The sequence below is a fragment of the Chryseobacterium lathyri genome (assembly GCF_030812195.1).
Taxonomy (GTDB): Bacteria; Bacteroidota; Bacteroidia; order Flavobacteriales; family Weeksellaceae; genus Chryseobacterium; species Chryseobacterium lathyri_A.
On sequence record NZ_JAUSSF010000001.1, the window covers coordinates 182,036 to 203,024 of the forward strand.

Annotated in this window: 17 protein-coding genes; 16 read left to right on the plus strand and 1 reads right to left on the minus strand. The window is 37.0% G+C overall.

The genetic code is table 11. From position 1 onward, the window contains the following. The first annotated feature begins 1 nt into the window (after position 1). The 13 genes from J2T03_RS00840 to J2T03_RS00895 all read left to right on the plus strand — a co-directional run bounded on the left by J2T03_RS00840 (position 2) and on the right by J2T03_RS00895 (position 15,451). Positions 2–1,420 carry a RagB/SusD family nutrient uptake outer membrane protein gene (locus J2T03_RS00840; protein WP_306846044.1) on the plus strand — a complete coding sequence of 473 codons (1,419 nt, stop codon included), beginning with the start codon at positions 2–4 and terminating at the stop codon, positions 1,418–1,420. A 73-nt stretch (positions 1,421–1,493) separates the two neighbouring features. Beyond that, the gene (locus J2T03_RS00845; protein WP_306846043.1) at positions 1,494–2,885 is read left to right on the plus strand and encodes a glucoamylase family protein; all 1,392 of its coding nucleotides are present in this window, start codon (positions 1,494–1,496) and stop codon (positions 2,883–2,885) included. Between the two features lie 104 nt (positions 2,886–2,989). Further along, positions 2,990–3,697, plus strand: coding sequence for a prolyl oligopeptidase family serine peptidase (locus tag J2T03_RS00850; protein WP_306846042.1), 708 nt, complete (start codon positions 2,990–2,992; stop codon positions 3,695–3,697). A 112-nt stretch (positions 3,698–3,809) separates the two neighbouring features. Further along, positions 3,810–6,137, plus strand: a complete 2,328-nt coding sequence (bglX, locus tag J2T03_RS00855; RefSeq protein WP_307208900.1) for a beta-glucosidase BglX — start codon at positions 3,810–3,812, stop codon at positions 6,135–6,137. Between the two features lie 86 nt (positions 6,138–6,223). After that, positions 6,224–6,610: a hypothetical protein gene (locus J2T03_RS00860; RefSeq protein ID WP_307208902.1), complete on the plus strand. Its 387-nt coding sequence runs from the start codon at positions 6,224–6,226 to the stop codon at positions 6,608–6,610. A 276-nt stretch (positions 6,611–6,886) separates the two neighbouring features. Then, complete coding sequence (locus tag J2T03_RS00865) at positions 6,887–7,300, plus strand: hypothetical protein (RefSeq protein WP_307208904.1); 414 nt, start codon at positions 6,887–6,889, stop codon at positions 7,298–7,300. A gap of 225 nt (positions 7,301–7,525) precedes the next feature. Beyond that, entirely contained in the window at positions 7,526–7,666 is a 141-nt protein-coding gene (locus J2T03_RS20520; RefSeq protein ID WP_426046709.1) for a bacteriocin-like protein, read from the plus strand. A gap of 236 nt (positions 7,667–7,902) precedes the next feature. Continuing rightward, positions 7,903–9,330 (plus strand): adenylosuccinate lyase, encoded by a 1,428-nt coding sequence (gene purB, locus J2T03_RS00870; RefSeq protein WP_307208905.1) that lies wholly within the window; start codon positions 7,903–7,905, stop codon positions 9,328–9,330. Between the two features lie 44 nt (positions 9,331–9,374). Further along, the gene (locus J2T03_RS00875; protein WP_307208907.1) at positions 9,375–10,334 is read left to right on the plus strand and encodes a WG repeat-containing protein; all 960 of its coding nucleotides are present in this window, start codon (positions 9,375–9,377) and stop codon (positions 10,332–10,334) included. Positions 10,335–10,364: 30 nt separating this feature from the next. Next, on the plus strand, positions 10,365–14,060 hold the full coding sequence (locus J2T03_RS00880) for a phosphoribosylformylglycinamidine synthase (RefSeq protein WP_307208908.1): 3,696 nt from the start codon (positions 10,365–10,367) through the stop codon (positions 14,058–14,060). A gap of 75 nt (positions 14,061–14,135) precedes the next feature. Continuing rightward, positions 14,136–14,537: a ribonuclease inhibitor gene (locus J2T03_RS00885; RefSeq protein ID WP_307208909.1), complete on the plus strand. Its 402-nt coding sequence runs from the start codon at positions 14,136–14,138 to the stop codon at positions 14,535–14,537. A 37-nt stretch (positions 14,538–14,574) separates the two neighbouring features. Next, positions 14,575–15,207 (plus strand): SGNH/GDSL hydrolase family protein, encoded by a 633-nt coding sequence (locus J2T03_RS00890; RefSeq protein ID WP_307208911.1) that lies wholly within the window; start codon positions 14,575–14,577, stop codon positions 15,205–15,207. 61 nt (positions 15,208–15,268) lie between these two features. Beyond that, the gene (locus J2T03_RS00895; RefSeq protein WP_307208913.1) at positions 15,269–15,451 is read left to right on the plus strand and encodes a bacteriocin-like protein; all 183 of its coding nucleotides are present in this window, start codon (positions 15,269–15,271) and stop codon (positions 15,449–15,451) included. A gap of 34 nt (positions 15,452–15,485) precedes the next feature. Here J2T03_RS00895 and J2T03_RS00900 read toward each other — a convergent pair whose 3' ends face one another. Then, positions 15,486–15,842: a diacylglycerol kinase family protein gene (locus tag J2T03_RS00900; RefSeq protein WP_307208915.1), complete on the minus strand. Its 357-nt coding sequence runs from the start codon at positions 15,840–15,842 to the stop codon at positions 15,486–15,488. Positions 15,843–16,097: 255 nt separating this feature from the next. Between J2T03_RS00900 and dnaN the strand changes: the two genes are divergently transcribed. The 3 genes from dnaN (at position 16,098) to pheT (ending at position 20,686) form a co-directional block, all read left to right on the plus strand. After that, a complete protein-coding gene (gene dnaN / locus J2T03_RS00905; protein ID WP_307208917.1) occupies positions 16,098–17,228 on the plus strand; it encodes a DNA polymerase III subunit beta in 1,131 nt (376 codons plus the stop codon). Positions 17,229–17,295: 67 nt separating this feature from the next. Beyond that, a complete protein-coding gene (locus J2T03_RS00910) occupies positions 17,296–18,006 on the plus strand; it encodes a class I SAM-dependent methyltransferase (protein ID WP_307208919.1) in 711 nt (236 codons plus the stop codon). Positions 18,007–18,283: 277 nt separating this feature from the next. Further along, positions 18,284–20,686, plus strand: a complete 2,403-nt coding sequence (pheT, locus tag J2T03_RS00915; protein ID WP_307208921.1) for a phenylalanine--tRNA ligase subunit beta — start codon at positions 18,284–18,286, stop codon at positions 20,684–20,686. The last annotated feature ends 303 nt before the right edge of the window (positions 20,687–20,989 follow it).

The following is a 20,989-nucleotide window of genomic DNA, read 5'->3' on the forward strand; positions in this document are numbered from 1 at the left end:
TATGAAAAAAATATTTTTGTCAATCGCATTAGTTGCTACTTTAGCTAGCTGCAATGATGATTTCTTAGATATAAAAGAAGCAGGAGCAATAGAAGCATCTACATTCTTTACAACAGAACAGGATGCCATGAACGCAACCAATGCTATTTACAGCTTCCTCAGAAGTTGGGAAAATTCAGCATTTCCTTATCAGTTTGTTTTTGGGGTACCCGCGGATGATGTTTTAAAAGGATCAAATCCCGGAGATTCATCATTTATCAATGAATATGATAATTTCACATACACCGTTAGTAATGAAGGCGTAAGAGGATACTGGATTGGGCAGTGGCAGGCTGTAAACAGAACAAATCAGGTGATTACAAATGTTCCTAATATCAATATGGACACCACTCTAAGAACAAGATTAATTGCAGAAGCAAAAATGCTTAGGGCATACTTCTATTTCAATTTAGTGAGAATCTATGGCGGAGTTCCTATATATGATGGTGTTCAGGCAGATTACAAAAAGCCACGAAACTCTGTAGATGAAGTTTATAATTTCATTATTTCCGATCTTACTGCAGCAGCTTCCGATCTTCCTCAGAGCTATGGGGCAGCAGATTTGGGAAGAGTTACAAAAGGAGCGGCATTGGGGTTGCTTTCCAAGGTTTACCTTTATAAAAAGGACTGGCAAAAAGCGTATGATACCTCTAATCAGGTTATTGGAATGGGATATAGTTTGGATCCGGATTTTAACCATTTATTCAGGCCAGCCGGAGAATTTGGATCAGAATCTGTGTTTGAAGTTAACTGTCAGTGTTCAGCACAGTTTGGAGGCAGTCAGTACGCCGAGGTTCAGGGAGTAAGAAATCAATTTGGCTGGGGATTCTTTACCCCTTCTCAGTCGTTGGAAAATGCATTTGAGCCGGGAGATATCCGCAAAGAATTAACCATTCTGAGAAATGGCGAAATTACTCCGGAAGGAGATCTTATTGCCATGGGAGATCCTCAGTCTGTTACTACATATAATCAGAAGATTTATGTGCCGAAAGCACTCAATAACAATGCTTGTGGGTATGGATCTATTCAGAATATTAGAATATTACGCTTTGCAGAAATTCTTCTGATTAATGCAGAAGCAGCAAATGAATTGGGTAACACTGCTACAGCCATATTAAATCTGAATAAAGTCAGAGACAGAGCAGATCTTTTAGGAACAACAGCTTCCACTCAGGCAGCATTGCGTGCAGCAATATGGCACGAGCGTAGAGTAGAGCTGGCTTTAGAAGGTGATCGCTTTGTAGACCTTGTAAGAACTGGTGAAGCAGCAACAGTGTTGGCTCCTTACGGATTCAAAGCTGGAAAAAATGAACTTTTCCCAATTCCACTGGATGCTATGAACGAAAGTGCAGGGCAGTTTACACAGAATCCGGGATATTAAAATAAACCATAAACTTTAGAGGAGAATGAAAGTTCTCCTCTTCTTTTAGTATAAACAAGGTAAAAAAGATTTCATGAAAAGGACCGTATTATCAATTGCTGTAACCTCTTTATTCTTTGCATACTCTTGCAAAAATTCTCAAGCTCCCAAACAGGAAACTGCTCAAACCAAAGCTGTAAAAAATGATATTACCGATGAACAGCTTATGGACAGAGTTCAGAAAGATGCCCTGAAATATTTTTGGGACTATGCTGAACCAACATCCATGCTGGGAAGAGAGCGTTATCATGAAGACAATATCTATCCTGACAATGACAAGCATGTGGTAACAACAGGTGGTTCAGGATTTGGACTGGCAACTCTTTTGGTGGGAGTGGAAAGAGGATTTATTCCAAGAAAAGAAGCTGTAAAAAGGCTGACTCACATGATGGATTTTCTTGCTAAAGCAGACCGGCACAAAGGAGCCTGGCCCCACTGGATCAACGGTGAAACAGGAAAAACTGTTCCTTTCGGGAAAAAAGACAACGGGGGAGATTTGGTGGAAACTGCATTTCTTACCTCAGGAATTTTGATGGTTCGCGAATACTTTAAAAACGGAAATGCCGAAGAAAAAGTCCTCGCCTCAAAATGCGATGAGCTTTGGAAAGGAATTCAATGGAACTGGTATACAAAAGGAGGCGAAAAAGTCCTTTATTGGCATTGGTCACCGGAATATCAGTGGGAAATGAACTTTCCGCTGGAAGGGTATAACGAATGCTTAATTACCTACATCTTAGCTGCTTCATCACCTACACATCCTATCGATGCCGAAACATATTACAAAGGGTGGACTAGAAACGGAAAATACCTTACAGACAAAACAAAATACGGCCTTCCCCTGTATGTAAAACACAATTATGCAGAAGAATATGGCGGCCCGCTTTTCTGGTCACAATACTCCTATATCGGTCTGGATCCTACCGGACTTTCTGATAAACTGGTAAAAAATTATTTTGACTTAAACAAAAATCAAGTCCTTATCGACTATAAATACTGCATTGAAAATCCAAAACAATGGAAAGGCTATGGGCCAAATTACTGGGGACTGACAGCAGGCTATACAAGAAATAAAGACGGAAGTACAGGTTATACCGCTCATATGCCTATCAATGATAACGGGGTGATCACACCTACCGCAGCACTCAGCAGCTTTCCCTACACCCCAAAAGAATCTATGAACTTTCTGAGATTCCTATATACTGAGAAACCGGAATTCATCGGGTCTGCGGGACCATATGATGCTACTTCAGTGAATTACAACAATTGGTTTACCCCAAGATATTTAGCAATAGATCAGGGGACCATAGCGCCTATGATTGAAAATTACAGAACCGGATTCCTTTGGAAATTATTTATGAATGCACCTGAAATTCAGCAGGGGCTCAAGAAATTAAGTTTCCAGTCAGAGAAATACGGAATCAGATAATGTGATTTTTAAATACTATTTTTATTCAATAGAAATGGAATTTAGTCCATTAAATAAAAAAAGCTAAACATCAAATGGCTTGAGCCAAAAACCTGAATAACAGTATGAAATTAAAGCTAAAGTACCTTCCACTTTTACTCCTGCTGTGGTCACTACAGATAAATGCACAGGAAATAAAAGCAGAATTAAACAAAGAAATTAAGAGAACAGAGAAAATATCCTACATTTTGGATTACCCCCAAAAGGTAAAAGGAAATGTTCCGTTGATCGTGTTTCTTCACGGTTCAGGGGAAAGAGGAAATAACCTTGAAACAGTTAAGGTTCACAGTCCCTTTACCTATAAAAACCTCATGAAGGAACCTGTAGCCATCTTAGCACCGCAGTGCCCTGCAGATTCATGGTGGGATACGATAACGGTCTATAACCTGATCAAGGAAATTCAGAAAAAATATAAAATTGATGCCTCAAGGATTTATCTTACGGGGCTTTCAATGGGAGGTTGGGGAACATTGAAATTAGCAATGGAACATCCTGAAATGTTTGCGGCTGTAGTGTCAGTTTGCGCACCTACGGATTTAATCATGTATGCGAATATCAATCAGTATAAAGATCTGAATATGAAAATTTTCCATGGAGGAATGGATGATATTGTCTTACCTGAAAATGCACTTAATTTTTATCAGAGATTACATCCGGTAAACCCTTCTGCGGAATTGGTCATCTTTCCGAATGACAATCACAATTCATGGGATTCTACCTATTCAGACCCAAAACTGTACGAATGGATGTTCTCTAAGAAAAAAGGAGAATAGAGTTTTGATGAAACATACAACCTGAAAAAAATAGTGCTTTGCATTTCAAATAAAAAAGCCCACGGTTAAACAATAAAATAAAATTAGAACTATAATTTAAGAAGATAGATTTATGAAAAAGTTAATTGTACTCGCAGCCTTAGCGCTTTCTCCCGTGTTTTCCGCACAGGAAATGGTAACGAAGCCGGTCCAGTCCTATCAAACAGCCCAGTATCAGGCAAAAAGAAAAGCCTTCGTAGAAAATCTTTTGTCTAAAATGACTTTAGATGAAAAGATCGGGCAGCTCAATCTACCGACTTCCGGAGATTTTACGACAGGGCAGGCTCAAAGTTCAGATATCGGAAAAAAAGTAGAGCAGGGATTAGTAGGAGGATTATTCAATATAAAAGGAGCAGAAAAGATTAAAGCAGTTCAGAAAGTCGCTATAGAAAAAAGCCGTCTGAAAATTCCTTTGATCTTTGGAATGGATGTTATCCATGGTTACGAAACTACTTTCCCGATTCCGTTGGGCCTTGCTGCTTCCTGGGATATGAATCTTGTCCAGCAGTCTGCCAGAATAGCGGCGAAAGAAGCTTCCTCTGATGGAATCAACTGGACTTTCTCTCCAATGGTAGATATTTCCCGCGAACCGAGATGGGGAAGAGTTTCCGAAGGTTCTGGTGAAGATCCTTATTTAGGAAGTGAAGTTTCCAAAAATATGGTGTATGGCTATCAGGGAAAAGATCTTTCCGTCGGTAATACCATTTTAGCCTGTGTAAAGCATTTCGCACTATACGGAGCGGGAGAAGCCGGACGTGATTACAATACGGTGGACATGAGCCATGTGAGAATGTTCAACGAATATTTTCCTCCATATAAAGCAGCGGTAGATGCTGGTGTAGCTTCTGTAATGGCCTCTTTTAATGAAGTGGATGGAGTTCCGGCAACCGGAAATAGATGGCTGCAAACCGATGTTCTTAGAAAAATGTGGAACTTCAAAGGTTTTGTTGTGACCGATTATACCGGGATCAATGAAATGACAGAGCACGGAATGGGAGATCTTCAGCAGGTATCTGCTTTGGCCCTGAAAGCAGGAATAGATATGGACATGGTAGGAGAAGGTTTTTTAACGACCCTGAAAAAATCTCTTGACGAAGGAAAGGTTACACAGGCCGAGATTGACATGGCCGCAAGACGAATTCTTGAAGCAAAATATGATCTTGGACTATTCGATGATCCTTACCGTTACGGTGATGCTAAACTGGCTGCAAAAGAGGTTTATAATATGGAGAACCGTAATGTGGCAAGAAGCGCAGCAGCCCAGTCTATGGTTTTACTAAAAAATGAGAATCAGGTATTGCCACTGAAAAAATCCGGTACCGTAGCCGTGATCGGTCCGTTGGTAAATAACTCTCTGAATATGGCTGGAACATGGAGCGTTGCTACAAAACATGCAACTTCAGTTTCATTAATGCAGGGGCTTCAGGCTAATTATGGAAAAGAAGTGAAATTCCTTTCCGCAAAAGGGGCCAACATTGATTATGATGCTAAATTAGAAGATATCTACGCGGCTCACGGTAAAAAGACAGACAGGGATAGCCGTTCCAAAGAACAATTATTAAAAGAAGCTGTTGACATCGCCAACAAAGCAGATGTTATCGTTCTGGCAATTGGAGAATCTGCGGAAATGAGTGGGGAGTCTTCATCCAGAACGGAAATCACCATTCCTCAGTCTCAGGTTGATTTATTAAATGAACTGAAAAAGACCGGAAAGCCGATCGCAATGGTACTTTATACAGGACGTCCTTTAGCTTTAACCAATGTAAAAGATACGCCTGACGCCATCCTGAACGCATGGTTTGCAGGCTCAGAAGCAGGAAATGCTATTTCAGATGTTTTATTCGGAAAAGTAAACCCTTCAGGAAAACTTCCGATGACCTTTCCAAGAAGCTTAGGACAAGTTCCGATCTATTATAATGCAAAAAATACGGGCCGTCCGCTGAGTCAGGATAAAGTTGATAAATGTGTATATGAAAGATTCCGTTCCAATTATATGGATGAATGTAATACACCATTATACCCGTTCGGTTATGGTCTGAGTTATTCTAAATTCACCTATTCCGATATGTCAGTTTCAAATCCTAATCCAAAGGGAAATCAGACAATTCAGGCTTCGGTAACAATCACTAATTCAGGAAGCTATGATGGGGCTGAAGTGGTGCAGCTATACATCAGAGATATGGTTGGAAGCATTACCAGACCGGTAAAAGAGCTCAAAGGATTCCAGAAAATTTTCCTGAAAAAAGGAGAATCTAAAAAAGTAACCTTCGATATTACACCAGAAAGTTTGAAATTCTACAATGGAGAATTGAAATTTGACTGGGAACCGGGAGAATTTGATGTCATGATCGGAACCAATTCTGATGATGTGAAACACTCAAAGATCAACTGGACCAAATAATAATGATAAAGCCATTCTTTTGAGTGGCTTCCCCCTTTTTTTGGCATGATTTTTAATGGCACAGTTATAGCTTTAATATCATAATTATGAAAAAAACGATTTTACTTAGCACAATATTTATGGGTTCTTTTATATTTGCCCAGACAGTGGGTGGTGACAAGGATGCTCATGGATGTATAGGTTCAGCAGGATATACCTACTCTCAGATCAAAAAAGATTGTGTAAGGGTTTTTGAGCAGAAAATTAAATTAACAGAGGTTGCTCCTAAAGGAAGTTCAACTTCGATGGCTGCCGTAATTTTCAGTAAAGACCTGAAAAAAGCTGAAGTTTTCGTTCCTGATACAGATGGAGAAAGCCTTATCCTGACAAGAGCGGGAAAAGGTAAGATCTGGAAAAAAGATGGGTATATATTGGTTCCTTTCAAAAAAGACGGATACCAGCTTAAAAAAGACAATGTTGTGATTTATCAGTAAATCCAGATTTATAAAGTATAATTGAGGCTGTCTGTTAAGGCAGCCTCTTTTTTTAATTGCATAAAGGGTGTAATTTTACGAAGACATATTTCTATTAGGGACCTGGAGAATTGTATAATATGATCGAAACAACTCTGGTGATATGATATCCGGGAAACACATAACTAAATAATATATTTGTAAACCTTTCAAAATGAGTGGTTTTTTGTATCTTAGATTAACTAATACCTTGTTACTATTGTTATTATATAAAAACTTAACCATTAATATTCTAATATGAGAAAAACTATTTTATTATGCGTAATGTTCCTTGGTTTTTTAGCCTTTGCCCAACAAGAACAGCCTGTTCTAGGAGGTGATAAAGATGTTCATGGCTGTAAAGGCTCCGCAGGCTATACATATTCACAAATCAAAAATGATTGTGTGAGGGTTTTCGAACAGAAAATTAAATTAAAAGAAGTGACCTCAGATAAAAGTTACACTTCAATGACAGCTGTTATTTTTAGTAAGGATATGAAAAAAGCTGAAGTTTTCATTCCGTATGAAAATGCAAAAAGCATTATCCTTGAGAGGGAAGGAAAAAGCAAAAAGTGGAAAAGTGGAAGCTACATTAAAGAAGCTTATGTTTTAGTTCCTTTTAAGAAAAAAGGATATCAGCTTAAAAAAGATAATGTTGTGATTTATCAGTAAATCTAATTTTTAATACACAAAAGCTGCTCGAAAAAGAGTGGCTTTTTTTGTGAAATGTTGGTAGGTTTCGGTTTATTTTTAATTAAAAATACTCTTTGATAATTTTTAAAAGAATAAATAATAAATGTTAAATTACAATTTCAGTTAAAAAAATGTATATTGGTATGACTAAATCATAGCGAAATCCGAAAAGCTTATAGAGTAGGAAAGTGTAAAAAATAGTATATGAAAAATCTAAAAAAACTTACAAAACAAGAATTGAAAACAGTTCAGGGAGGTATTCCTATGTGTTTGCCGGGTTATTTCTGGTGTTCATTTGTGAGGAAATGCATTCCTGTAGGATCAGAGTGTGGACTTGCTCTATAGCATTCGCTCCTTTTCTGTAAACAAAAGAAAAGCCGTTCGGAAGAACGGCTTTTGCTATTTATAAGTGATTCAAATCTGGGCATGTTACTTAAAAATGTTCTTCAGAAATAGTCTTTAATTTGCTTAAAAATGTAGGATATAATGACCAACTTTGACTAAAATTTAAAACAGCATTCACAATTTTCATCTCTCACTGAAAATCCTTATTTTTGTACATCTAAAAAGTAAAAGAAAGAATGAATTCCTACAAAAATCCATTGGAAGAGCGCTATTCCAGTGAAGAAATGTTGTTTAATTTCTCACACAATAACAAATTCCGTACCTGGAGAAAGCTTTGGATCGCTTTGGCTGAAATTGAAAAAGACTTAGGTCTTGATATTACAGACGGGCAGATTGCTGAGCTGAAGGCCAATGCCGAAAATATCGATTATGATAAAGCAGCTGAGTACGAAAAAAAATTCCGTCATGATGTAATGGCTCACGTTCATACTTATGGTGATGTGGCGCCTTCTGCAAAAGGAATTATCCATTTGGGGGCTACTTCGGCTTTTGTAGGAGACAATACAGACCTTATTCAAATCCGTGATGGGCTTTTAATCTTAAAGAAAAAGCTGGTTAACGTCATGAAAAACTTAGCTGATTTCTCTATTCAGTATAAAGATCTTCCTACTTTAGGATTTACCCATTTTCAACCGGCTCAGCTGACTACAGTTGGAAAAAGAGCTACACTTTGGCTACAGAGTTTGGTTCTTGATATCGAAGAACTTGATTTCTTCCTGGAAACACTTCGTTTCAGAGGAGTAAAAGGAACTACAGGAACTGCTGCAAGTTTCTTAGAGCTTTTCAATGGAGATTATTCCAAAGTGAAGCACTTAGATAAAGAACTTTCAAAAAGATTTGGTTTCGAAAAAGTTTTTGGAGTTTCAGGTCAGACTTATGACAGAAAAATTGATGCTAAAGTAGTCGCTTTATTAGGGAATATTGCCCAGTCTGCTCATAAATTCACCAACGATTTACGTCTTCTTCAAAACCTTAAAGAAATTGAAGAGCCGTTCGAGAAAAACCAGATCGGTTCATCAGCAATGGCTTACAAACGTAATCCAATGAGAAGTGAAAGAATCGGAGCTTTGGCAAAATATGTAATGTCACTGACGACAAGTTCTGCTATGGTAGCTTCTACACAGTGGTTTGAAAGAACACTGGATGATTCTGCCAACAAGAGATTGACCATTCCTCAGGCATTCCTTGCTGTTGATGCCATCCTGTTAATCTGGAACAACATCATGAACGGAATCGTTGTATATCCAAACAGAATCAACAAGCATATTATGGAAGAGCTTCCTTTCATGGCTACGGAATATATCATTATGGAAGAAGTGAAGGCTGGTGGTGACCGTCAGGAAATTCACGAAGTGATCAGAGTTCACTCAATGGAAGCTTCCAAGAAGGTGAAAGAGGAAGGTAAAGAAAATGACCTTATTGAAAGAATCTTAAACGACGATTCTTTAAAACTAGATAAATCAAAATTAAAAGAAGTTTTAGATCCTAAAAACTTTATAGGTTTTGCACCGATCCAGACAGAGGAGTTCATCAGCAATGAAGTACAGCCGATTCTGAATAAAAATAAAGACTTGATAGGATTAGAGGCTGATCTTAAAGTATAAAACATATGCAGTCCTTCTGGGCTGCATATTTTATTTTATTCAACATGAAAAGAATTCTTTTGCTCATTTCCATGATACCCGTACTTTCTTTTTCCCAGAAGAAAGAGGTTTTAAAATATTTTATTTCAAAAGATTCTTTGGTTGGAGTTAAGAATCAGAAAGGTGACATTATTGTTCCTGCACAATTTAAAGTTTTCTCAAACCTTGAAAATGGAGAATTAGTTGAAGGGGAAACCATTTATTTTGATGGTTTTAAAAAAGGAGAGGAAAAAGAGAAAAATGCATGGGGATACGTCTACAACAAAAAAGGGAATTTCCTTTATAGACCTTTCTTTTACGACAACGGAGCAGATTATTTTTCTGAAGGTGTAAGAAGGTTTGTCAAAAATGGAAAAGTAGGTTTTGTGGACAGAAATGGAAAAGTTGTTATTGAACCGACTCATGATTTTGCATCGCCTTTCAGATATGGCTACACTGCTTTTTGTGACGGTTGCGACTGGGAAAAAACAGAAGATGAGCATAAAGCAATCGTTGGTGGGACCTGGGGAGTTATGAATTTCAAAGGGGAAATTGCAACGCCCATTTCAAAATCAGAAAATACAGTAGAAGTTGGAGGGAAATATTTTCCAAACCCTTTTAATTATAATGAAAAGGAGAAGACGATTCTTCAGTTTTTCAATGAACAAAATAAAAAGCTTTCACAAATATATTATGTAAATCATTACACAAAACTCTCTGATAACGAAAAGAAGTTATTTTTTGAAATTGTAGAAAGGCCAAAAGAAAACTTTCCATTCTATCAGGTAAACACGTATGATTATAGAAAAACGGAAGCGGGAATATCAGATTATAAATTTCTAGTATCAGAAGACGGTAAAAATATTTTTGCCCTTGAATTTGAAAATGAAAAAATTCCTTTTCAGAAATGGCTGAAAAATGAGACTGAACAGGCTCAGCAATTTCAAAAAGAACATCCTGATAATCCGAATAAATTAAGTAAATAAGTCTAATAATATTTAAATATCTGACATCTAATGTCTAATAACAAAAGAATTTTCGTAGAAAAAAGAGGAATTTTCGATGTAGAAAGTCCAAAAATTTTTGATGAAGTAAAAGCGGTTGTGCCGTCAATAAAAAATGTGAAAGTATACAATGTGTACGATATTTTCAATTTGAATGACGGTGAATTCGAAAAGGTTGTCAACAGCACTTTCGTAGATCCGGTTACTGATATTTTACATACAGAAAATCCTGCCGAAGGGATCCATTTTGCCATGGAGTTTTTGCCGGGCCAGTATGACCAGCGTGCAGATTCCGCACAGCAGTGTATCGCTTTACTGACGGAGAATGAAAAATCAAAAGTAAGGAGTGGAAAACTGATCCAGTTTGAAGGAGTTTCTGAAGCTGACCTTATAAAAATCAAAGATCTTCTGATCAATAAAGTGGAATCTCAGGAAAAAGATCTTTCCATCTTAAATATTCCTGCAGATGAAATTCCGACAAAAGTTTTGATCCACGAAAATTTCATCAATTTTGATGATGCTGAACTTGAAAGTTTTTACAATAATCATGGTTTTGCTTTAGGATTGGATGACCTGAAATTTATTCAGGAATACTTTAAAACAGAAAAAAGAAACCCTACTGAAACGGAACTGAAAGTTTTAGACACCTATTGGAGCGATCACTGCCGTCACACCACTTTTGAGACAGAATTGTCAGACATCCAGTTTGAAGGAGATTTCAAACATACATTGGAAACTATTTTCAATGATTATATCGAAAAAAGAAAATTCTTAGGCCGTGAGCTGAAGCCCATCTCTTTAATGGACCTGGCAACAGTATGCGGAAGGTATTTCCATAAAACAGGTAACCTGGAGAATCTTGTTGTTTCTGATGAGATCAATGCATGTACCATCCAGATCGAAGCAGAATACGATGGTAAAAAAGAACCATGGTACTTATTATTCAAAAATGAAACGCACAATCACCCTACGGAAATTGAACCTTTCGGAGGTGCTTCAACATGTTTGGGAGGTGCTATCAGAGATCCTTTGTCCGGAAGATCCTTTGTATTTCAGGCGATGAGATTGACTGGTGCTGCCGATGTTTTAGAACCGGTTGATAAAACTTTACCGGGAAAATTACCTCAAAAAACCATCACAAAACAAGCCGCCAACGGGTATTCATCTTATGGAAACCAGATCGGTCTTGCTACAACAATGGTTTCCGAGATCTATGATGAAGGCTATAAAGCTAAGAGAATGGAAGTAGGTTTTGTTACCGGAGCAGTTCCTGTAGATTGGGTAAGACGTGAAAAACCTGCAAATGGTGATTCTATCATTATTTTAGGTGGTGCAACAGGACGTGACGGTGTTGGTGGGGCAAGCGGAAGCTCAAAAGAACAGGACGAAACCTCTATTCATACGATGAGCTCTGAAGTTCAGAAAGGAAATGCCGTTGAAGAACGTAAAATCCAGAGACTGTTCAGAAATCCTGTAGTGACAAAACTCATCAAAAAATCTAATGATTTCGGAGCGGGAGGTGTTTCTGTAGCGATTGGAGAGATTGCAGATTCTTTAGAAGTAAACCTTGATGTTTTACCTTTAAAATATGAAGGATTGAACGGAACTGAGCTTGCCATTTCAGAATCTCAGGAAAGAATGGCGGTTGTAGTTGACCCGAAAGATAAAGAACAGTTCATCAAATTCTGTGAGGATGAAAACATTGTAGCTGTAGAAGTTGCAAAAGTAACTGATTCAGGAAGAATGCAGATGTTCTGGAAAGGAGATAGAATTGTTGATCTTTCAAGGGAATTCTTAGATACCAACGGATGTTCCAAAACTCAGGAGGTAAAAATTACCCACCTTGAAGAAGTAAAAGAAGAAGCACAGGCTTTTACAAAAGAGAACTTCATTAAAATATTAAGTGACAAAAATGTAGCTTCCCAAAAAGGATTGCTGGAAATGTTCGACTCTTCTGTAGGGGGAACAACAGTTGCAATGCCTCTTGGTGGTAAATATCAGCAAACCCTGATGGAAGGAAGTGCTCAGACACTGCCCATCTTAGGAGCAAAAGATGTTGAAACCGTTTCCTTTGCAAGCTGGGGATTCGATACCGGAATTTCAAAACAGAATTCACTATTGGGAGCTTCCTATGCTGTCGTAGAAAGCGTTTCTAAAATCGCTGCCATGGGTGGTGATTACAAAAATATAAGATTAAGCTTCCAGGAATATTTTGAAAAACTGGGGCAAAATCCAGAGAAATGGGGCAAACCTTTAGCTTCTCTTTTAGGAGCTTATGATGCCCAGATCAATCTTGGCCTTGCAGCAATTGGAGGAAAAGACTCTATGAGCGGTACTTACCAGGACCTGAATGTTCCGCCGACCTTAATTTCATTTGCCTGCGCAAACGGTGAAAAGAAAAATGTAATTTCCCCGGAGTTCAAACAGGCTGGAAACAAAATATATTTCTTCAACCATACTCCTCAGGAAAACGGACTTCCCAATTATGAAAGCTTAAAAGGAGTTTTCGAATTTATTTTTGAAAACATCAAAGCCGGAAAAATCGTTTCCGTAAAAACCATTAAAGAAGGAGGTGCTGCAGTAGCTTTAGCCAAAATGAGCTTTGGAAACAGGCTGGGAGCGGAGATTAGTATGGATGAAAGTGCTTTATTCACTAAAAATATCGGCAGCTTGATCATTGAATCAAAAGAAGAGCTGAGTAATGCTTCTCTTCAGCAGATCGGTGAAGTAAAAGACTCAGGTATTTTAACGATAAATGGTATGGAATCTCAGATCTTGGATCTTTTAGCAGCTTATACCGGAACATTCGAAAACCTTTTCCCAACTAAGGAAAAAGAAAAATTGACAGTTGAAATTGATGAAAAATCAAACTCAATTCATCCAAGAAATATTATCATTAAAAAACACGGAATTGCTAAGCCAAAAGTATTTGCTCCTGTATTTCCGGGAACAAACTGCGAGTACGATACTTTGAATGCATTCCAGAAAGAAGGTGCTGTGATCAGCAGCCTGCCTTTGAAAAATATCAGTCACCAATTATTGGATGAAAGCATTGATGCATGGGTGGAAGAGATCAGAACTTCTCAGATCCTTGCATTCTCAGGTGGTTTCTCAGCAGGTGATGAGCCGGATGGTTCTGCAAAGTTTATCGTAAACGTTCTGAAAAACGAGAAGATGAAGAACGCTGTTCACGAATTATTGGACAGAGACGGCATGATCATCGGTATCTGTAATGGTTTCCAGGCATTGGTTAAATCCGGTCTGTTACCTTACGGAAGAATCAAAGATCTGGATGAAAACTCTCCTACGTTGGCTCATAATGCCATCAGAAGGCATATTTCTCAAATGGTCAATGTAAAGGTCATCAACGACGAAAGCCCTTGGTTAAAAGGAATGAAAGATCAGGTATTTACCATTCCGATCTCTCATGGGGAGGGCCGTTTCATGGCTTCCGAAGAAGAAATCAAAAAGCTTTACGAAAACGGACAGATTGCTACCCAATACATTGATCTTGATGGAAATATTGCCCACGGAATGCCTTTTAACCCTAATAATTCATTATTCGGAATTGAAGGGGTTACCAGCCCATGTGGAAAGATTTATGGAAGAATGGGGCATCCTGAACGTTTTGCAGAAGGCCTCATGAAAAACATACCATCTGCGAATTACCACAACATATTCAAAAACGGAGTAGAATACTTCAAGTAAAAATAGAATGACCGCCACTGAATGGCGGTCATTTTTTATATTTACCAAGAGTAAGTTTATAAAAATTAAATAGGATTGGAGTTGGATAAAAATAAAATAATTACAATTGATGGCAGCCGCTTCTCAGATCTGCCTGGATTCTATGATGAGGTTTCCTTAGTGTTGATGAAAAATACGGATTGGAAAGTAGGGACACTGGACGGCTTTGATGATATTCTTTACGGCGGTTTCGGAGTATTTGAAAGCAGAGAAAAAATTGAAATCAGCTGGAAAGAATCCCAAAAATCAAAAGAAGATCTGGGCCTCGAAACAACCCGGATTTTTTACCAGAACAAAATCAGACAGGGAAAACCGTTTAACATAGAGTTGATGCAGGAAAAGCTGGATGATTTGCTTTCAGGAAAAGGCCGAACCTTGTTTGAAATTTTAGTCGAAATTATAGAATCACACAAAAATATTACACTAATTTTGGAGTGAAAAACTAAATTCTAACATCTAACATCTAGCTTCTAAAATGAAGAAAATGATTTATGGGCTGTTCTTTGGGGACAGTATTACGTATGGAGAATATGACGGAGTATTCGGCGGTTGGGTTGATATCCTTAAAAGATATGCCCTGCAGCAATTTCATGAAGATAGCAATGAACTGATTCTTTTTAATCTGGGAATAGGAGGCGAAACCACAGAAGGATTGCTAAAACGAATGCCTTACGAGCTGGCAGCCCGGAATTCAGCAGAAGGAAATATTATTTTTATTGGGTATGGAGCCAATGATCTGGCGATTAAGGATGGAATACCTATGGTAAATCCTGTCCAGTTCAGAAATAATATGATTGAGGCTATTCATCATGCAAAACAATATGCAAATGATATTTATTTGGTAAGCATTCTTCCAGTCTCCGAGAAAATAAGCGGAGTACAGAGTGTCACCGGAAAATTAAGAACAAATGAGGAAATTCTGGTTTATAATCAGATTCTTAAAGATATCGCGGTTGAAAATACTTTACATTACATAGATTTTTACACTGCATTTTTGAGAGATAAAGAAATTTTACTTTCCGGAGATGGTGTTCATCCCAATGAAAAAGGCTATGGCGTAATGGCTGAAACTGCAATTCCAATTATAGAACAATATTTAAAAGATTAATTTATCTTATCTTGGTGAAATATTATTTTTTTTGTAGTTTTAGGATTACAAATAAAAAAGTATGAAAAATCTAAAAAAGCTTAAAAGACAGGAACTAAAAAATGTAAATGGAAAGGGAGTAAATCCTCCTTTGATTACTGTTCCTCTTGATGAAAACGGACACTGTAATTATCCTTATGGTTGGTATTGTCCAAAATTTAACGGCTGTATGACCTCTGAAGCATGGGACTTTTACTGCTCTTAAAAACTACAAAGCATTTCTTTCAGGAGTGCTTTTTTTATTGAAATATGTACTTCCAGTACACAATAATTCCTACTATAACAGATCCAATTGCCATCAAAAGAACCGCTCCTGCAGAAATATCTTTAATAAAACCTATTCTTTTATCAAAATCAGGCTGGATCATATCACATATCTTTTCTACAGCCGTATTGAAAATTTCAGCGCTTAAAACACCTATTGATGCCATAAAAATTAAAGTTGTATCAATTGATGAAAGTCTAAAATAAAATATCAGAACCAGGTTTATAAAAAAAGCAGCAAGTTCAATCCGGAAATTTCTTTCCGTTTTTATCATCAGGAAAATACCCCGGAAAGCGTTTAAAAAACTTCTGTGAACAGGCGGTTTTTGCATAGCTTATTTTTAACAAAGATAGGATTTGTATTTTGATACAAGCAAAATAGTCATTACCTGTTTTCATACTTTATATTCACTCATCAATGAGAAAATAAAGGCCAGATTTTGATTAGAATTAATGATCAGGAAGAAATCCAGGCCTTAAAATCATGTCTTAAAACAGCTTAATGATATTTGTTCAAAACTCCTTAAGATTATTTTTTTCATTATAGTTTCTATTTATTATATTTGTAGAAACTTATTTTTAAATCTATGAAATTTATTATTTCAAGTGGTGAACTGCAGAAAGCATTGCAAACTGTAAGTGGCGTAATATCAAGCTCTCAATCGAGACCGATTTTAGAAAACTATCTTTTTGAACTAGACGGAAATAACGTTACCATTACAGCATCTGATGGCGAGACTACTCTTGTTACCTCTCTGGACGTAAAGTCTGATGATTCGGGTAAATTTGCCGTTCCTGCTAAAATTTTTCAAGATTTTATCAAGACATATGGAGAACAGCCTTTAACGTTCGTTGTAAAGGATAATGCAGAAGGAACCGGAAGCCAGCTTGAGATTTTAGATGAGAAAGACAATTTCGCTGTAGCATTGGATAACGCCGATGATTATCCGGAACTTCCTGAATTTGATGCGTCTCAAACTGTGGCCATGCCGGCAGGAGTTTTATCTGAAGCGTTGACCAATACCCTTTTTGCAACAAGCAATGACTCTCTTCGTCCCGTAATGACCGGAGTATTGTTTCAGTTTGGAGAAAATGAAACAAATTTTGTTTCTACAGATTCCCACAGACTGGTAGTTTATAAAAGAACAGATCTGATGAATGCTGAACCAATGGAATTCATCATGCCTAAGAAACCTTTGAACATTTTCAAAAATATTCTGGCTAGCTCGAATGAAGACGTTACCATCGACTTCAATGAGAATATGGCTAAGTTTACTTTTGGAAAGCATATCTGGATCTGTAGACTGATAGACGGTAAATACCCTAACTATACAGCGGTAATCCCGAAAGAAAATCCAAATGTACTGACGATCAACAGAAATCTTCTTCTGGGAGCGATCAAAAGAGCATCAATTATGTCCAATAAATCTACCAACCAGGTAAGATTTAAGCTGTCTGCCAATATCCTTCACCTTCACGCAGAAGATACAGAATATGCAAACAAAGCGGATATGCAGATTCCTTGCGATTATAATGGAGAAGATATCAATATTGGTTTTAGCTCGAAGTTTTTAACGGAAATGCTTACCATTTTAGGTTCTGACGATATTACTATGAAAATGTCTCAACCGAACAGACCGGGGATTATTGAACCTCTTGACGGTCTTGAAGAAAGTGAAAATATCCTGATGTTATCAATGCCGGTAATCGGGTTGTAATATTTGAAATAAATAAAAGAGGTTCTGAAAAGGCCTCTTTTTTTATGTAAACCAAGCACACAAATTGATGAAAAACATTTATGACCCGGAGTATGTGAGAAAACTTTTTGACCATATGTCGGGTTCTTATGAACGGATGAATTATATTACATCCTTTGGATTTTCCATACGGTGGAGAAAGCAGTTCTTAAAAAAGCTGGGCGCTTCAGATGAAAAGCTTAATGTAATTGATTTGCTTTCCGGGCTGGGCGAAAACTGGAACTTTTTACTGCAAAATTTTCCTAATGCTGACTTTTCAGCACTTGATTTTTCAGCGAGAATGATTGAAAATTCTAAGTCTAAAGCAGAAAGAGTATTCAAAGGAAAACTGAGTCTTCTTTGCGAAGATATCCTTCAGAGTAATCTTCCTTCCAGCCATTACGATATTGTATCGTGTGCATATGGACTGAAAACCTTTCATCAGGACCAGCTTGAAATACTGGCCAAAGAAATCAGTAGAATTCTTAAAACAGGTGGGAAATTTAGTTTCGTTGAAGTTTCAAAACCGGAAAACAAAATTCTTTTTATCTTCTATAAATTTTACCTGAATAATGTTATTCCTGTTTTGGGCAGGTTTTTTTTAGGAAATCCCAATGACTATAAAATGCTCTGGATCTACACTGAAAAATTCATGGACAGCAAAAAAGCCAGAGAAATTTTTGAAAAGAATAATCTGAAAGTAAACTATGAAAAATATTTTTTCGGATGTGCAACAGGAATTAGTGGAGAAAAGAGTTAGCTCTATATGAATAGAAGTGTGACGGGATAATGTCTGCTTTTAACTGAAAAAGATTAATAATAAAGGCTAAAGTAGCATAATGAATAGGTGAAAAAAATAAAAGTTATTCTCTTAAAGTGAGCTCTAAATTTCGCTGTTTCTCAAAAAAACACGACATTTGTAGCCTGGAAAATTCAAGTAAATTTTCAAAATAACAAAGGGTTTTTAACCTTGGAAAATAAAAATGATCAGATAAAGGCTAAAACTGATGTCTGACCAATAAAAATAGATTGAGCAAATGAAAATATCAAACAACTGGCTGAAAGACTTTATCAAAACGGAACTGAAAACGGAAAGGATCGGAGAATTCCTTACAGATATAGGTCTTGAAGTGGAGGGGATAGAAAAATTTGAAAGTGTAAGAGGTAGTCTGGAAGGGATTGTAGTAGGAAAGGTATTGACCTGCGAAAAACATCCGAATGCAGACAAATTAAAGAAAACAACAGTTGATGTAGGGAATGGGAAAGTATTAAATATCGTTTGCGGAGCTCCCAATGTTGAAGCAGGGCAGACTGTTCCTGTAGCTGTTGTCGGAACTAAGATCTATGATAAAACCGGAAACTTTTTTGAGATCAAAGAAGCAAAGATCAGAAGTGAGGTTTCTCAGGGAATGATCTGTGCGGAAGATGAGCTTGGCCTTAGTGATGATCACGGAGGAATTATGGTTCTGGATGAAACCAAATATGAAGTAGGAAAGAACTTTGCTGATTATTTTGAACTGGCTAATGATGAAGTGATAGAAATCGGTTTAACGCCAAACAGAACAGATGCTATGTCACATTATGGTGTGGCGAGAGATCTTCATGCTTTTCTTTCAACCAATCAGCAGAAATCAACGTTTGAGAAACTGAATTCTGAAGTTTTGAACGGTGAAAGCTCACACAACTTCACTTTAGAAGTGGAAAATGCTGAGCTGTGCCCAAGATATATCGGAGCTGTCATTGAAGAAGTGAAAATAGCCGAATCTCCGGCCTGGTTAAAAGACAGACTGAAAGCAATCGGTTTAAACCCGATCAACAATATTGTAGATATTACCAACTATATTCTTCACGGTTATGGCCAGCCTCTTCATGCATTTGATGCAAATAAGATCACTGGGAGCAAAGTGAAAGTAGGAACTGTAAAAGAAGGAACAAAATTTACCACTTTGGATGGTGTGGAAAGAACTTTGAATGGTTCTGAAGTCATGATCAAAGATGGAAAAGATAACCCAATGTGTATCGCAGGGGTTTTCGGTGGTGCGAATTCAGGAGTTTCTGATGAAACAAAAACCATATTCCTGGAAAGTGCTTATTTCAATCCGGTAGTCGTAAGAAAAGGGGCTAAATTTCATGGCTTAAATACAGATGCTTCGTTTAGATTTGAAAGGGGAGTAGACCCTAATATTACCAGAACAGCAATAACCCATGCCATCAAAATGATCCAGGAGATTGCAGGAGGAAAACTGATTGGCGATCTGTTGGAAGAGTACCCAAAGAAAATTGAAGATAATTATGTGATCATCAGGTTCTCAAAAATCGAACAGATCTTAGGAACAAAGATTCACAGAGAAAAAGTAAAGGAAATCTTAAAATCTCTGGAGATCCAGGTTCTCAATGAGATCCAGAACGGGCTTGAAATTTCTGTACCTGCATACAGAGCTGATGTAACGAGAGAAATTGATGTCATCGAAGAAATCCTGAGAATTTACGGATACAATAAGATCGATGCTCCGCAGAAAATCTCGTTTACGCCCGTAAAGCTAAGTGCTAACGATCAGGATGAACTCGAAAATAACTGGGCAAGAACATTGCAGGGACTTGGTTTCAATGAAGCAATGAACAATTCTTTGACTTCTGTAAAAGATGAAACTGATGCCGTAAAATTACTGAATCCATTAAGTGGAGACCTTGCCTTCATGAGAAAATCTTTACTGGAAGGACTTCTTCAGAATGCGGTGTACAACATCAACAGAAAAAATCAGGATATCAAATTCTTTGAATTTGGAAAAATTTATCATAAAAAAGATAAATACGAAGAAAGAAAGCAGCTGGCCCTTCTTGTTACAGGAAGAGATGTTGCTGAAAACTGGCTGCAGCCTAAATCAGCAGTAAGCTTCTACAATCTTAAAGCATACGTAAAAGTATTGTTAGAGAAATTGGGAGCTGATTATAAAGAAATAGCTTTAACAGACGAAAGATTCTCTGATGCATTAACTTATGAAGCCGGAGGAAAAACTTTAGTAAGAATTGGAAAAGTATCTCCGGTTTTATTGAAAGACTTTGATATTGACCAGGAATGTTTCTATGCAGAAATAGAGCTTGAATGGGCTCAGGAATTACGTTCCAAAAATGTCCTTAAGTTTAAAGATATTCCTAAATTCAATAAAATCAGGAGAGATCTTGCTTTATTGATCGATAAGAATGTAAACTATCAGGATCTGTATCAGACTGCGAAAAAGAATAAATCTCCTTTTATCAAAGGGATCAATTTATTCGATGTGTATGAAGGAAAGAATCTTCCTGAAGGGAAAAAGTCTTATGCCATGAGTTTTGAACTTCTTAATGAAGAAAAAACATTGGAAGAGAAGGAAATTTCTGAAGTAATGGAATCTCTAATCAAAGCATTCCAAAAGGAATACAATGCTGAATTAAGATCTTAATTCAGATAAGATATATTATAATTATAAAACGGGCTTTAGCCCGTTTTTTTGTTTTTTACATACAATACAAATTTTATATTTTCAGGTATAGAAATCTGTTCAATCAACCAAATCTTCAATAAAAAATATCTCGAGATCAGATAACCATTTAATAGAAACTGGCTAAAGCCTGTTTTAGATTGCCCCAAGATCAATTGGCTTTAGCCAAAAAATAAAAGCATCATCAAAGAAGTAAACAGAATCAATGTAAAGATATTACTTCATTGATCTTTAAAAATTAATCCTAAAATAGAGCTTCAGAAG

Coding starts and splice junctions, on each gene's coding strand:
- J2T03_RS00875 (WP_307208907.1), top strand. CDS start 9,375: ATGAAAAGAATTCTTTTGCTCATTTCCATGATACCCGTACTTTCTTTT.
- J2T03_RS00900 (WP_307208915.1), bottom strand. CDS start 15,842: ATGCAAAAACCGCCTGTTCACAGAAGTTTTTTAAACGCTTTCCGGGGT.
- purB (WP_307208905.1), top strand. CDS start 7,903: ATGAATTCCTACAAAAATCCATTGGAAGAGCGCTATTCCAGTGAAGAA.
- J2T03_RS00845 (WP_306846043.1), top strand. CDS start 1,494: ATGAAAAGGACCGTATTATCAATTGCTGTAACCTCTTTATTCTTTGCA.
- dnaN (WP_307208917.1), top strand. CDS start 16,098: ATGAAATTTATTATTTCAAGTGGTGAACTGCAGAAAGCATTGCAAACT.
- J2T03_RS00850 (WP_306846042.1), top strand. CDS start 2,990: ATGAAATTAAAGCTAAAGTACCTTCCACTTTTACTCCTGCTGTGGTCA.
- pheT (WP_307208921.1), top strand. CDS start 18,284: ATGAAAATATCAAACAACTGGCTGAAAGACTTTATCAAAACGGAACTG.
- J2T03_RS00840 (WP_306846044.1), top strand. CDS start 2: ATGAAAAAAATATTTTTGTCAATCGCATTAGTTGCTACTTTAGCTAGC.
- J2T03_RS00865 (WP_307208904.1), top strand. CDS start 6,887: ATGAGAAAAACTATTTTATTATGCGTAATGTTCCTTGGTTTTTTAGCC.
- J2T03_RS00880 (WP_307208908.1), top strand. CDS start 10,365: ATGTCTAATAACAAAAGAATTTTCGTAGAAAAAAGAGGAATTTTCGAT.
- bglX (WP_307208900.1), top strand. CDS start 3,810: ATGAAAAAGTTAATTGTACTCGCAGCCTTAGCGCTTTCTCCCGTGTTT.
- J2T03_RS00910 (WP_307208919.1), top strand. CDS start 17,296: ATGAAAAACATTTATGACCCGGAGTATGTGAGAAAACTTTTTGACCAT.
- J2T03_RS00860 (WP_307208902.1), top strand. CDS start 6,224: ATGAAAAAAACGATTTTACTTAGCACAATATTTATGGGTTCTTTTATA.
- J2T03_RS00895 (WP_307208913.1), top strand. CDS start 15,269: ATGAAAAATCTAAAAAAGCTTAAAAGACAGGAACTAAAAAATGTAAAT.
- J2T03_RS00890 (WP_307208911.1), top strand. CDS start 14,575: ATGAAGAAAATGATTTATGGGCTGTTCTTTGGGGACAGTATTACGTAT.
- J2T03_RS20520 (WP_426046709.1), top strand. CDS start 7,526: ATGAAAAATCTAAAAAAACTTACAAAACAAGAATTGAAAACAGTTCAG.